Below are 12,853 nucleotides of genomic sequence, written 5' to 3' on the forward strand. Positions count from 1 at the left end.
CCGCTGTGTGCCGGAAATTCACCGTAATTTTCCGCGATATTCCGCAAAATGTTCATTAATAAAATGTTTTGCCAATTTCTTTGATCATCTTATCTGTCTCATCTGCATAAACTAATAGACCAACCTTCTTGCAAAACTGGATAAATCCTTTCTGACTTTCGTCTGAAACAAAGGTCCTGCCTGCATAAGTTCGTTCGCAAATTTGCTTAATACTAAGTCCATACACATACCTAAGCATAAATAGTTGCCTGCGTCGTTCAGTCCCGCCATCTCTTAAAGGATTGCTTATCGCTAAATATCCTTGACCAAATATCGAATGTAACTCTTTGTATTCAGGCATAAACTCTTCACGTTCAATCATAAAACGCTCTGCATCGCCTGAGTATTCACGGTGTGGAGAGGAAGCGACAGGCCCAAAAGATTGAGTCATTTTTGGCATTCTGTTTTTCCCAACTTTTTCTCTAATCGCTCCATATTCAGTCATGAAAATCTCGAAGTTATTTCTCGTGAGTTTCATATCAATCTGGTCAGGATCCGGGATTTGATACTTGTTTACATCAAAAAGTGCCATATTGTCTGATTCCTCCTACAATCATTGTGATATAATATGTTTGTCGAAAATATTATAAATATCATGTAGAAGTCATCTCGTAAGAGTTGGCTTTTTTAAGGCTTTGTAAGAGCCGTTATCCAAGTTACTTTTAAAGGATGTGCTATTGCTTTGCCGAATCCAGCTCAAGAAAAATTTTGTTTAGGGTAAACGCTAACTCTGCCATAGTTTATTAAAAGTCATTGTGTTAATATTTTAAATATGAATATTAGAGGAGCTGATCTATATGCGCTTAAGAGAGATACAAAAAGTTATTGAAGAAAACCTACCATACTTATCTAACATTGAGTTTGAACACGTTAATTCAGGTTACAAAACCAAGAGATATTCTGAGATATTTTTATCAATAATCAACTTAGAAAAATTGGGTTTTATTGATAAACCTTATAAGGAACTTTTTGATAATGATTTACTAGTAAATTCAAGTAAATCTGAATATGTCATTTTTTCTCAAGACAAGAAAAATATTTTCGTAAGAAATGTTAATCAAATAAAATATAAATCAGAATCATGTTTAGAATTGATAAAACAAAACTTACATTCTGAAATTGAAGATCAACATTCATTAGTAATTAGTCTGCCTAACAGAGAATTAACTTTTAGCGAATTCAATGAGATTGTAGGAACCTTAAATGAAACTCTAAGATTATTAAAAATACTCCCAGATTTTCAATCTGATATTAGATTGAATAATTTTGATGTGGGATCAGAATGGCTTATTGTTTCCTTCATAGCCGATAGAGCAGTTAAACTTTTTGGGAAATTAACAACTATAGTTCAGCGAACCCAAGTGGGCATTAGACAAAATAGGGCTTTAGAGTCCCAATTGGAAACACTAGATTTAGATGCCAAAACATTGGCTGATTTTAAAGCAGCCACAGCAAAAGCCAATGCTAAAATCAACGAAGATCTAGCTAAAAGATTTCTTGAAGAAGAGAATCTAGACAACACAGGCGAAATACTAAATCAAATGTCTAAAGTAATTGAAAATACAGATAAGCTTATGAATATCGGTGTTGGTTTCGAAGCTTCTATCACTGCTGCAAATGAAGTTGCTAACTCATTCCCACCACTCATTGAACAAAAAAAACTTGATCGTGTTAAAGCAATCGGCACTATAAAGAAAATTGATACCAACACAAATATTGATGAAAGTGTAGAGGAAGATAATTAATCTTCTTCTATTTTTATTTTCATGCTTTTTTCTATACCAGTCACTTGACTTTTTCATCATCTAGCTGCTCAAATAAGATGGCATAATCATCAATACCCAATTTCTTTGCGATTTCTCCAACCGTTCTTAGTGTGACACTAGTTTTTTTGTTTTTAGCAATCATTTGCGTTTTGCTTAAAACAAGATTTTTATTTTTCAAATGCCAATCAACGTTTGCCCAGAAAACTTCTGTGATGCCCATGTTCCCACTCCTTTGTTTCTTTCCGAACCGCGATTCCATTTCTATTGCAATCCGGACAGTTGATTGCTACTGCCCGGCCATATTTATCTTTTCCCCAAATGATACGTTCATCTTTACATCTGCTGCAGGTCATACGATCACCTTCTCAATTGTTTTGTTTCCAGCAAATGAAGATATACTAACCCGATATCAATCACTTTTTCGTTCATGATTTCCGCAACCTGTGATGGCTTAAATCCCTTTTCAAATAGATTTTTTGCTTGGTTAATTACAGCAACACTCCAATAAAACTTTGCATCTTGAAGGATAATTGTTTTTCCGTCTTCAAATGTCAATAAGGATCATCTTCTTCATCATCTACTGATGGCTCGTTTTCACTGATATCCGAATGCTCATCTTCCTGAATAAGTTCACCCTCAGTATCAGAATTGGTCATACCGGTATCAGTTTCATCGGTTTTGGTACTCAAATCATCACTTTCGGTACTGTTTTCTTCTGATTTGTTATCCTCATCCTCAGCTTCTTCTTTGGTCTCTTGGAAAACAACCTCATTGCGTTTTTTGTCCCAAGCTGCTGCGTAAGGAGCATAATACTCTCGTGCTTTTTCAAGTTCATTTAAAACAGTGAGAGCAGACATTTCGTAATCTTTTGCAATTTCTTCTATCGGTTCTCCATCTTCAATTCTGATCAACACACTTCGCGGATTAATGTTTCCAGGAAACTCAAGAGATTTTGCTGCACGGATAAACTCGTCTACGATTTCTTTGGTCACTTCAAATGGACGATTTTCGATATCAATATTTCCTTGTTCGTCAACTTCTAACTGTGTTTGTTCTTTCTCAACAAAATCAATCGTTCCGTCATTATTGACAACATACTCTTGAGTTGGTGCATTGGTGCTTTTATCGAAAGGCACTGTATAACGATAATATTGAGGAATAATTTGGATTGTGACTGCTTTATTAGTTAGCTGAGTCAGTTCTTCTACTTTTCCTTTTAACTCGCTGATTGGCACCTCAAGCAAGATTTTCTTTTTATCATCGTTTCCTAAACCTTTGTCACGTACTGTTGCGTTGAATTCTAATGTCATTTATTTATCCTCCTTATTTTTTGAATCAAATATGATACATGAAATAACCCCTAAGGATTGCGAAGATGTTGATACATGAAGTGTTTTTCCTTCTTCATACTGGATTGCGGCAATGGTAACTTCCTTATATTCATCTCCGTGAAGTTTTGCTAGGCTTGTTATAATTGTTCCGAGCTCGCTAATCTCCATCCGAAAGCCCTCCTTTTTTATCTAAAATTTGATTTTTAAAATTTTGCAAATAGCGTAACTGCTGCTTTGCGTATTGATAATCTGAACAACAGTTAAGACGATGAAAAACATCGTTTAATACTTCAACTGGAAAATCATTTTCTGCAACAAGTTTATTTATTTCTGCTTCTACTCGATCTATCTCATTCACTTAACCACTCCTTAGTAGCCGGTTGCATCTTTCCAGTGATAATCAAAGTCCCTCGCTATAAATGGACGTTTCTCATTCAAAGGTTTTGTCACGCCCTGTGTGATTACTTTGAAATCATTCTTTCGAATCACAACAGCCTCAACCGGATGTCCATACTTGATAGCAAAAAGTCTAAATCTCAGCTTGTTAGATTGATCGATGCCATACATGCCAAAACTGTTTTTAACATCGATCACATGCCGCCAACTACCATCCATATTTTTAATAATGAAATCTGGAGAGTAAGCAATTTGGGAAATCTTCCCTCCGCCTCCTGGTAATTTGGTCAGCTCAGTTAGTTTAAAGCGAGGGTGCACCTCAAAAGGCAGTCCGCTACTTATAACAAAACGCTGATAAAACAATGCTTCTTTTTCTGAGTCGAAAACAAAGTCATCCAAATGAACTTTGTTGCCTCGTTTATTTAATGCAGTTGGTGAGGACAAATGATCACTCCTTTTTATTTTTCTTTTGATTTAAGTAATTCTGTAATTTCGCATCGATTTCGGCCTGGCGCTCAGGAGATAAAACAGGTTCCGATTGTTCTTCGTTCATCCAATTCGGTATAGGTTCTGATCGAACGATTTTTCTTGATGAATAATTGGCATTTTGAATAGGCTTGTTAGTTCTGTTTTTGAATTGATTGTTTGCTTCAATCGCCTTCTCCAGATTATCAATCTTGTTAATTCTCCAATTATCAAGAATTCGATTTATATAAGGTTTGAGTGAACTCAATTCCTTTCCGTAATCGAAAGAAGTTTGTATCGCAAAACAAATCATTTCTCTTGGCCATTCCTGTACCCATCGTGAAAGTTCTCCTTGAAGAATTCCTGTTGGGAACTTTCCGTATAGTTTTTGAACAAGCTCGGCAGGATGTTCGCTATTATTGTTATTATTATTCTTTTCATTCTTATCATTCTTATCATTCTTGTTTGTGTTCACTTGTTGTTCACTTGTTGTGCGGTTGATGTTCACTTGTTGTTCACTACCTTGATATTCATCCCAGTTATTTATTGATATGACGCTGTATTTCGTAGTTGATTTGATGTTCAACATTTGCTCACTTTCGAATTTCTTAAGCCATCTCCATACAGAAGCGCTGTTCACTTGATGTTCACGTTTGGCTCCCTTGTTCATTTCAAACGTTATCGCGTCGCGCCCTGTGACGAATTCACCGCTGTTCAGCCATATTTCTTTTCCATTGAAAAGAAACTTTCTCCGTTCATGAGAGGCCTTCATTAAACAAAGAGACCATAGCTTATACATATTGGGGTTAGTCCATACGAATGAATCCATCACTTTTCTATAAAGTTTTACATAGCCATGGTTCATTCTTGTCACCCCTATGCTACGTAAACAGGAACGCCAACAATCTTCTGCGTTTCCTCTTTAAATTGTTTTTCATGACTATTTGCATCTGATAAATGCAACAGCCAGACTTCTTGTAGCTGATCGCTTTTGTTTTTCTTGATAAACTCAAGCGTTCGTTCAAAATCAAAATGGCTTTCAAAAAGTCGTTCTTTTCGCTTGATATCAAATCCTCGATTCATTTTCTGATCAATAATATCTTTTGAGTAATTCGCTTCGACCATCATGTGAGTGATGTTGGGAAAAAGATACTTTACGTAATATGAATCTGTGATAAAGACAAGTCTGTCGCCTGCAGCATTATCGATCAGGAACCCAGCTGGCTCTCTTACGTCGTGTTGAATCTCGAATGCCGTGACGTACCATGTGCCGATTTTCTTTGTTTGTTTATAATGCAGTTTGTTAAACCGGTACACATGATGTCTGTTTAATCTCAGTGTTTGATCATCGAACATAGCTGCGATGGTGCCATCTGTCGCATAAACATCAACTGCAGTTTTATCGATCAGACTACTGATATATTTACAGTGATCTCGATGCTCGTGAGTGATAAGAGTACCTACCACTCTAGAAAAGTCGTGTCCCATTTGTTGTTGAACATCTTTGAATGGGACACCACACTCGATAATCAATTGAGAATGGCCATCGTCAATTAAATAGCCATTTCCTTTGCTTCCCGAACCGAAAACTTTGATAGAGATCAATATGGATCATCCTCTCCAAGATCAAGGTTGCTTTGCTGCGGTTCATCTGTGAATTGTCCCTCTTGAATCTCTCCATCTTCAGTTACATTTTTGGGACGATCATCTTTTTCAGCAGGTCTAGGATCTAAGATTTCAGTATTCGCATTTTGATCGATTTCTTCGATAATTTCTGCTTCTTTGCGTTGTAGTTGGCGCGTTTGGAAATCATCTTCGACAGATTCAACAATTGATTGAATATAGGCGTTGGAGAAATCTTTCGGAATTTTTTTGACAATTCTATTTCTCATTTTTCGAATAATCATTGACTCTCTACTTTGTGGTTCTTTCCAAGCAGGACTTATCTTACCGAGTTCTTGCATCTCGGTACTATCTAAAATTTCATCGAGAGAATGCACCTCGGAAAATTCTTTGATTTTTTCTTTTTTCTCGGTTTTTTTGTTATCCCACATCAAGTTGTTATACATATGAGCTAATAAATTAGCTTTTACATCCTCGCGTTCGGCAATAAAAAATTCTACTTGACCATCGTTGTACTCGATTGGATAGACAACCCGGATTACCTTGCCTTCTCCTTTAGGCGTCCAAGTTGGCGGAGTCACTTCCAAACCTGCATATCCTGGATAAGTAAATCCATCATGTTCTCGGACTTCCCAATGACGATGTACTTTTTTAACGCTTCGACCAAATCGAGACAAAATGGCATCATTTCCGTCTCCCTCAATTCCCATCTCAACGATTTGGATTTCAGTGCCATTTTTATTTTTTTGCTTACGTTTGATGAAATACACCTCACGAGGTGTAGCTGTTGCGTTCAACTGTAAGGCCGCCACATGCATCAAAGTTTGGGTCAAGTTACTTTGATCAATATCCCCAACACTGATACCTTCCTTTACGAGCATTTCGTTAATTGCCGAGATTGAATTGATTACACAAGTACGCTGATACTCGGTCATATGGATACCATTACCATGCAATTGGCTTTCAATCTGCGGCATGTACGTGTCGTTAATTTTTGCTAGCTGTGATTTGTATACTTTTGCTGGTGTATTCTGATTTGTCATTTTTCACCCTCCATAAATAATTTGTATTCTTCTCCATTCAAAGAAAAATAAGTTTTGCTAGTTAAATCCGGTCTGTTCGTTACCCCAAGAATTTCAATCACTTCTGATTGCAAGTCTTCTAAATTATTGAAAATGCCAATAAACTGACGTTCATTTCTGGTTTTCGCATAAACTAAAATACCATTCATTCAATCCTCAACTCCTTTTCTGCAGTAGAGAAGAACTGTTCAATATCTTGTTTTCGATTTACAATCTCAGCTAGAAGTAATGTTTGGATCACACTATCCAGACCATCAATGCCGAAATCTTCGTTCAATCGACCGCCCAGGTCCTCGCGGTAGGTATATCCATCGAAAATCAGTGTGTGTAAAGTAAACTTCGTCTTTCCTTTCCTAAGTTTTGTTTCAATTTCATCCAGAGCTTTATACTGATTCTGTAGCTTATTAGCCTTATCTAGCCTCGTTTTGAGCTCTTTATTGACCTTTTCTATAGAATCCACTACACTACCTCTACTTTCAGATTTTTATTTTTTGTTACACGCAACTCAATCATTTGTGAATTGATCGGATGCAGATCGTTTACTGATTCGGTATTATCTACGAATACTGGGACGCTCAAGCCAAACTCTTTGCTTAAGGTGTTGATGATGTCCAAGTCACAATTGATCCGGGCGCCAGTATTCAAACTAGTTCCGTACTCTATGCCGTTGTATATCGCTTCACAGACTTCCTCGAGGCCGCCATTTTTCAGGATGTTAAACAGTTTGAATTTCACAAGTTCGAACTTGCTGTTGATGGACTCTTCAAGATAGCTAACTTTTTTGCGTGTAAACTCGTCGAGAAGAAATAGTTCGCGTTCTACCTCTTGATTTTGTGTTTTCAAATTAGCATCTTCTTTTTTCAGTTCCTCGATCCGATTTTCGTAATCGGAAAGAATTACTAAACGCTGAAACTTCACTTGAGCCTCTGCGATAAGTTGACGTTTTTGTCTGATCTTTTCTTTTAACTCCTGTTCCTCGACTGCTGTGTCGGACGTAGCATTAAGAATCTTTTGCTGAACAAGTTTAATTTCTTCCTGAATTTTTTTATACGTGGAAGTTTCTTCAAACTTTTGTGTTGAAGTTTCTAGAAATACTAATTCTGAATTGATCTTGTTCAATGTTTCTTCTGTAGCGGCCAAGCTTTTTTCCAAACGTGCACTTTCATTTTCATGAGCAGCAATAGTTTCCTTATAAGCAAGTAATTTTTCTTTCGCTGCTTTCCCCTCAGCAATATTTTTTTCTATGTCAACTGCTTTCTGCTGATTAAATTTTGAAACCATCTGTTCGATTTGATCTGCCGGTAACTCTTGTGCACATGTAGGACAAACTTTTTGATGTTCATCAAAAGTCCTTTCTTTTAAATGGCGTAATTTATTCCGATGTTCAGTTAAGAAATACTCCAAATCATAAAATTGCTTGATTATCTTATCTTTCTTACTTTCCTCTTCATCCCTAAGCTTTCTGATTTCATTAACAATTCGCTGTTGCTTGTTCAGATCGTCTTGCAGAGATCGCGTCTCCATATTGGTACTGGATAGATAAGCGGATTGTGCTTCTGCCAGTTTTATTTTCAGATTTGATAGCTCTTCTTGATGATCAAGCGCCGCATTATCTGCAGCGACAGCATTCAATTTGCTTTGCAGTTCCGATACATCCGCCTCGTATTCCAGCACTTGTTCTTGGATTTCATCTGCAGATTGATCACCAATATCGGCTTTTGCTTTTACAAACATTTCAGTGACTTCTTGAATTCGTGCTGGCAAACCATCGATTTGCCGTTTGATCTCTTTTTTTCGTGAAGCGAGCACTTTGCGGTAATCATCAATTGAATGTTCTTTGATGATCGTTTCCATGTCTTTTAACTTTGGATCTTTAGCAATGATCTCTTCGTCGGTCAAGCCAGTCATATTGACCAAAATTTCACGACGATTCTTCCAATTCATTTTCATAAAGAATGTAGAATCAAATAGCATCTGCAGAATGTTTTCAGCGCCCAGGGTTTCGAGGTATGCCTTCCATTCCTTTTCCATCTTAGGCACGCCATCAATCGTGTACTTCGTTGTATCGTTGCCTCGGACTTTTTCTAACTGTCCTCGAGGTGTATTCCATTTTTCTTCTTGGACGCGTTTTAGCGTAACCATGGTGTCATTGATGATCAATTCCGCTACAACGGTTGGCTCAAGTCCTAACAATTCGTCGTTGTTCTTATCTAAGGGTTTAGGATTTAATTTGGCGCCTCTAGTATCTTTACCAAAAAGTAGCCATAGCAAGGCATCGGCCAATGTCGTCTTTCCTGATCCATTTTGGCCACTTACTGTAGCATTTTGGCCCATCGGTTCAAAAGTAAACGATTCTAGTCCTTTGAAATTTTTTAATGATAACCGGTTTAGGATAATTTTTTTCATTTAAAATCACCTCGGAGAAAAGCAGAAAGCCTTTTGTCTAGTGAAGTATTTGTTTCTTCATCCACAGAAATCCCGAAAAGTTCTTTTAGTTTTTTATGCTTCGGACAGTCACAATCAACTTTTTCAACAGCTTTCAAGGTTTCTTTATACTGTTCTAAAATAACTAAGGCAATGAGATCCTCGTTGCCTCCTTGAGCAGTAATAATCGATCCCTCTTCGGAAAACGCCCCTAATTGGAAACTAATATTGTTTTTCGCACATTCAAAGGTTAAATCCTTTATCATATTTTGAATTTTTTCGTTCATGTGTTACACTCTCCTTGAATAATTTGTTTTACTTGCTTACACTAGCTGGAACTGGTGTAGGCTCTTTTTGTTTCTCATTTCGTGTTACCCTGTCCCTCCTTTTCATTTCTCGTTCAAACATTGCTTCATCATAAATCATCAACCAAAGCATGACCGTAGTCGGAAAGCCAATCTTAAGCCATGTTGGAGCCTGACCAGTTGCGAACACGCCGATTCCAAACATAAACAGAAGCACTGCAATCCGCCTAAGCCAATAGATTTTCTTCATGTTCTTCCTCCTCTTCAAAGTTGACGTTGCAAATTTCATCCCAAATATTGATTAGACAGTCAATCGAGTGCGTATAAGCTTTTCCACCGTGGCTCTTGTCGTTCATTTCTTCCAAAGTATCTAACAGTTCATGAAACATTTCTTTATTTGGCGTGGTGTCCATTGCGTACATTTTCGAGATAGTGTTTTCGATCCGTTCGATAGCTTTTTTTTCCTCAAGTGTCAACTTGGCATAATGATTCGCAAAGTGCCTAGCTAGAAAACTTACTAAGAATTGAGAGTGTTCAGTACATTTTTTATTGTTTGCCATGATTATTCCCCCTACATAATGTTTCGATTCAATTGATTTTGATAAAGCAACTCTTGATACTGCTTAAGTTCCTTTCTAGCATTTTCTTGCTGTCGATCACTTACCACATTTTTCTTATCATGCAAGAGTCGGTGCAAATCTTGAATCTTTTCTTTTATGAGATTGTTAATGAGTAACTCTTGGTCTAGTGAATACTTCATCAACTATCACCTCGAAATTTATTCGCGTCTTTCCATCTCAAGAACTGTTCAAATTTATCAATGTCAATCAATACATACCCCCCCGTTGGATTAATATATCCGGATCCAAAATCTTTATGCTGCTTGAATTCCGCTAAATATCTTTGAAAAGTGGCTGTACTTTTCTGTGCAAATCCGAAATACTCCATTGCTTGCTCTTTATTTGCAAATTTTTGAGTAATCCTTATCACATTTACTTTAGTAATTCCCATTTACTAGCCCTCCTTCACTTCAAACTATCGCTAAAAGCGATACTATCGCCAAAAAAAATACCGTTTATTGGATACTTATAAAGCTCAGCAAATATAAACATATATTTTGCTGGCATATCAGAAGAGTTCTTCTCCCAACGCATTATTGTTTCTCTGGAAACCCCAACCTCTTCTGCTACTTCTGATTGCGACATTCTCATTCTTTTCCTAAGTGCTGCTAATGTCATCATCTGTTCTTTAGGCATGTCATTTCCCCCTTTCTGTGCTTCAATCATATATCGCTTTAAGCGATAAGTCAACGCAAAAAGCGATAAAAAACATACAAAAAATGATATATATATCGCTTTACACTATACAAAAATCGCTTTAAGTGATATACTTTTTTTCAAATATATTATAGAAGGAGATTTTTGACATGACGGAAGATTTAAAGGTTGTTTTCGGAAAAAATTTAGAACGATATAGACAATTAAAAAACATAAGTATGGTCGAGTTAGCGAATGAAATTGGTGTATCACAATCAACTATATCGGACTGGGAGAATGGGAAAAAAATGCCTCGTTCAGGATCTATACAAAAACTAGCTGATTATTTTCATATTCAAAAAACTGACTTACTAATGGATAATGAAGCATTATCCACAAACAATTTTAAAGTAAATGAGTTCGTGGATGTTCCTATATTAGGAACTATTACTTGTGGAGAGCCTATTTTGGCTGTTGAAAACTTCGATGGTTATAGACGCGTCCCTAAAGACAATTTACCTAATGGAGAAGTGTTCTATTTAAAAACAAAAGGTGACTCTATGGCTCCAACAATTCGAGAAAACAGTTACGTATTGATAAAAAAACAACCAGTTGTGGAAGACGGGGAAATAGCTGCAGTAATTGTGAATGGAGACGATGAAATGACTTTAAAAAGAGTAAAACATCAAAATGGTTTGGTTATTCTGACAGCAGATAATAGTGCTTTTGCACCAATTATTATTACACCTGATACACCAGCAAGAATTATTGGCAAAGCATTACAAGTGAGTTTTGACTTATAAAAAAAATGCATTCCCACCGTCCAAAGTTAGAATGCATTTTTGCCAAATAAGGCATAGCTTATTTTGTTGTGCCTATTTTATCATAAATAGGAGATGATGAATATGTGGATAGAGGAATTAGCTAAAGGTAAATATAAATATATCGAAAGATATAAAGATCCTTACACTGAAGAATTAAAAAAAGTATCTATCACATTAACTAGCAAATCAAATGTAGCCAAAAAGCAAGCACAAAAAGAATTAAACGAAAAAATCGACAGGATACTAACTGCAGAAAAAAAATCTGATCACACATTGCAAGAGCTTCTGGATGAATGGTGGGATTTTCATTCTCAAACTGTACGATCAAATACTATTCGTAATTATACAAACATTATGAAGTCTTTTAAGAAGAATGATAATCTTAATTTGAAAGCAAAAATAAGAAATACAGATAGTCAATTTTTTCAAAAGTTTATTAACTCACTGACCTTTTCACACGTTCAAAAATCAAAATACAAATCAGTCTTAAATATGGCTTTCGATTACGCTGTAAATATGCAGTATGTAAAAGATAATCCAATGAAGAAGGTAATTATACCTAAACCACCTAAAACGCTTGAAACGTTCTCTAGAGTCCAAGATTTGTACCTTGAAAAAGAAGAAGTTAATCGATTATTAACAGCATACTATTCGTCTCATCAATCTAAAAGAATGGGAAATCTAGTAGAGTTTATGTACTTAACAGGTGTTAGAATTGGTGAAGCAATCAGTTTACAAGTAAAGAATTATAGAAAAGAAGAGAAGCTCCTAGATATTCACGGCACATTAGATTACTCAAAAGGCTATAAGAATGCAACAAAAGAATTGCCAAAAACTGATGCATCTTATAGAACAATAGGAATATCTAATCGAGTTATTGAAATTTTGGATGAAGTTATTTTAGAAAATAAATTGAAGTATGATCATTATGATAACGACAGCTACATTTTTATAGGTAAAACGGGATTACCAATCCAAGTGAATACATTCAATGCCGCTCTAGATTATAATAATGAGAAGCTTGGGGATAAAAAAATAAACAAAAAGCTGCATTCTCACATTTTTAGGCATAGCCACATTTCTTTATTATCTGAATTGAACATACCCATAAAAGCTATAATGCAAAGAGTAGGCCATGACGATGAAAAAACTACACTGAAAATTTATACTCATGTAACTGAAAAACAAAAAACCGATATTGTAGAAAAATTAAATAACCTAGGATTCTAATCACTAGGTTATGGTTTAAATTATTATATTTTCAATTCTGCCCCTTTTTTGCCCCTTGACCTGTTATCTATTCAAAACAGGTCTTTCAAAAGGCTATTTAATAGGGATTAAA

The 12,853-nt window shown here is 36.0% G+C and carries 22 protein-coding genes; 3 read left to right on the forward strand and 19 right to left on the reverse strand.

Features of this window, described 5'->3' with window-relative positions; translation table 11 throughout:
• Positions 1-55: 55 nt before the first annotated feature.
• Positions 56-571 (reverse strand): ArpU family phage packaging/lysis transcriptional regulator, encoded by a 516-nt coding sequence (locus EG2_RS15770; RefSeq protein ID WP_060815363.1) that lies wholly within the window; start codon positions 569-571, stop codon positions 56-58.
• A 265-nt stretch (positions 572-836) separates the two neighbouring features.
• Here EG2_RS15770 and EG2_RS15775 point away from each other — a divergent pair, with 265 nt between their 5' ends.
• A complete protein-coding gene (locus EG2_RS15775) occupies positions 837-1,784 on the forward strand; it encodes a hypothetical protein (protein WP_060815364.1) in 948 nt (315 codons plus the stop codon).
• A 40-nt stretch (positions 1,785-1,824) separates the two neighbouring features.
• On the opposite strand, the gene EG2_RS15780 is transcribed toward EG2_RS15775, so the two are convergent.
• The 18 genes from EG2_RS15780 to EG2_RS15865 form a co-directional block, all read right to left on the reverse strand.
• Complete coding sequence (locus tag EG2_RS15780) at positions 1,825-2,025, reverse strand: hypothetical protein (RefSeq protein WP_060815365.1); 201 nt, start codon at positions 2,023-2,025, stop codon at positions 1,825-1,827.
• Positions 2,026-2,162: 137 nt separating this feature from the next.
• A complete protein-coding gene (locus tag EG2_RS15785; RefSeq protein WP_060815366.1) occupies positions 2,163-2,360 on the reverse strand; it encodes a hypothetical protein in 198 nt (65 codons plus the stop codon).
• Positions 2,357-3,115 carry a hypothetical protein gene (locus tag EG2_RS15790; protein WP_060815367.1) on the reverse strand — a complete coding sequence of 253 codons (759 nt, stop codon included), beginning with the start codon at positions 3,113-3,115 and terminating at the stop codon, positions 2,357-2,359. The genes EG2_RS15785 and EG2_RS15790 overlap by 4 nt, the downstream gene beginning before the upstream one ends.
• Positions 3,116-3,304: a hypothetical protein gene (locus EG2_RS15795; RefSeq protein WP_060815368.1), complete on the reverse strand. Its 189-nt coding sequence runs from the start codon at positions 3,302-3,304 to the stop codon at positions 3,116-3,118.
• Complete coding sequence (locus tag EG2_RS15800) at positions 3,294-3,494, reverse strand: DUF6877 family protein (RefSeq protein WP_060815369.1); 201 nt, start codon at positions 3,492-3,494, stop codon at positions 3,294-3,296. The genes EG2_RS15795 and EG2_RS15800 overlap by 11 nt, the downstream gene beginning before the upstream one ends.
• Positions 3,495-3,505: 11 nt before the next feature.
• Positions 3,506-3,976, reverse strand: a complete 471-nt coding sequence (locus tag EG2_RS15805) for a DUF1064 domain-containing protein (RefSeq protein ID WP_060815370.1) — start codon at positions 3,974-3,976, stop codon at positions 3,506-3,508.
• A gap of 4 nt (positions 3,977-3,980) precedes the next feature.
• Complete coding sequence (locus EG2_RS18605) at positions 3,981-4,862, reverse strand: DnaD domain protein (RefSeq protein WP_071870151.1); 882 nt, start codon at positions 4,860-4,862, stop codon at positions 3,981-3,983.
• An 11-nt stretch (positions 4,863-4,873) separates the two neighbouring features.
• Positions 4,874-5,602 (reverse strand): MBL fold metallo-hydrolase, encoded by a 729-nt coding sequence (locus EG2_RS15815; protein ID WP_060815371.1) that lies wholly within the window; start codon positions 5,600-5,602, stop codon positions 4,874-4,876.
• Positions 5,599-6,663, reverse strand: a complete 1,065-nt coding sequence (locus EG2_RS15820) for a recombinase RecT (protein WP_060815372.1) — start codon at positions 6,661-6,663, stop codon at positions 5,599-5,601. The genes EG2_RS15815 and EG2_RS15820 overlap by 4 nt, the downstream gene beginning before the upstream one ends.
• Complete coding sequence (locus tag EG2_RS15825) at positions 6,660-6,851, reverse strand: hypothetical protein (RefSeq protein WP_060815373.1); 192 nt, start codon at positions 6,849-6,851, stop codon at positions 6,660-6,662. Before EG2_RS15825 ends, EG2_RS15820 begins: the two co-directional genes overlap by 4 nt.
• Complete coding sequence (locus EG2_RS15830; protein ID WP_060815374.1) at positions 6,848-7,162, reverse strand: hypothetical protein; 315 nt, start codon at positions 7,160-7,162, stop codon at positions 6,848-6,850. The genes EG2_RS15825 and EG2_RS15830 overlap by 4 nt, the downstream gene beginning before the upstream one ends.
• On the reverse strand, positions 7,162-9,108 hold the full coding sequence (locus EG2_RS15835) for an AAA family ATPase (RefSeq protein ID WP_060815375.1): 1,947 nt from the start codon (positions 9,106-9,108) through the stop codon (positions 7,162-7,164). Before EG2_RS15835 ends, EG2_RS15830 begins: the two co-directional genes overlap by 1 nt.
• Positions 9,105-9,413 (reverse strand): hypothetical protein, encoded by a 309-nt coding sequence (locus EG2_RS15840; RefSeq protein ID WP_060815376.1) that lies wholly within the window; start codon positions 9,411-9,413, stop codon positions 9,105-9,107. The genes EG2_RS15835 and EG2_RS15840 overlap by 4 nt, the downstream gene beginning before the upstream one ends.
• Before the next feature lie 28 nt (positions 9,414-9,441).
• A complete protein-coding gene (locus EG2_RS15845) occupies positions 9,442-9,681 on the reverse strand; it encodes a hypothetical protein (RefSeq protein WP_060815377.1) in 240 nt (79 codons plus the stop codon).
• Positions 9,659-9,991 (reverse strand): hypothetical protein, encoded by a 333-nt coding sequence (locus EG2_RS15850; protein ID WP_060815378.1) that lies wholly within the window; start codon positions 9,989-9,991, stop codon positions 9,659-9,661. The genes EG2_RS15845 and EG2_RS15850 overlap by 23 nt, the downstream gene beginning before the upstream one ends.
• An 11-nt stretch (positions 9,992-10,002) precedes the next feature.
• On the reverse strand, positions 10,003-10,191 hold the full coding sequence (locus EG2_RS15855; protein WP_060815379.1) for a hypothetical protein: 189 nt from the start codon (positions 10,189-10,191) through the stop codon (positions 10,003-10,005).
• Positions 10,191-10,442, reverse strand: a complete 252-nt coding sequence (locus EG2_RS15860; RefSeq protein WP_060815380.1) for a hypothetical protein — start codon at positions 10,440-10,442, stop codon at positions 10,191-10,193. Before EG2_RS15860 ends, EG2_RS15855 begins: the two co-directional genes overlap by 1 nt.
• A 14-nt stretch (positions 10,443-10,456) precedes the next feature.
• Positions 10,457-10,687 carry a helix-turn-helix transcriptional regulator gene (locus EG2_RS15865; protein WP_060815381.1) on the reverse strand — a complete coding sequence of 77 codons (231 nt, stop codon included), beginning with the start codon at positions 10,685-10,687 and terminating at the stop codon, positions 10,457-10,459.
• 170 nt (positions 10,688-10,857) lie between these two features.
• On the opposite strand from EG2_RS15865, the gene EG2_RS15870 reads away from it, so the two are divergent.
• Complete coding sequence (locus tag EG2_RS15870; protein WP_060815382.1) at positions 10,858-11,490, forward strand: LexA family protein; 633 nt, start codon at positions 10,858-10,860, stop codon at positions 11,488-11,490.
• A 102-nt stretch (positions 11,491-11,592) separates the two neighbouring features.
• Positions 11,593-12,741 carry a tyrosine-type recombinase/integrase gene (locus EG2_RS15875; protein WP_060815383.1) on the forward strand — a complete coding sequence of 383 codons (1,149 nt, stop codon included), beginning with the start codon at positions 11,593-11,595 and terminating at the stop codon, positions 12,739-12,741.
• Positions 12,742-12,853 lie beyond the last annotated feature (112 nt).

It is taken from the genome of Enterococcus gallinarum NBRC 100675, assembly GCF_001544275.1.
Lineage (GTDB): Bacteria > Bacillota > Bacilli > Lactobacillales > Enterococcaceae > Enterococcus_D > Enterococcus_D gallinarum.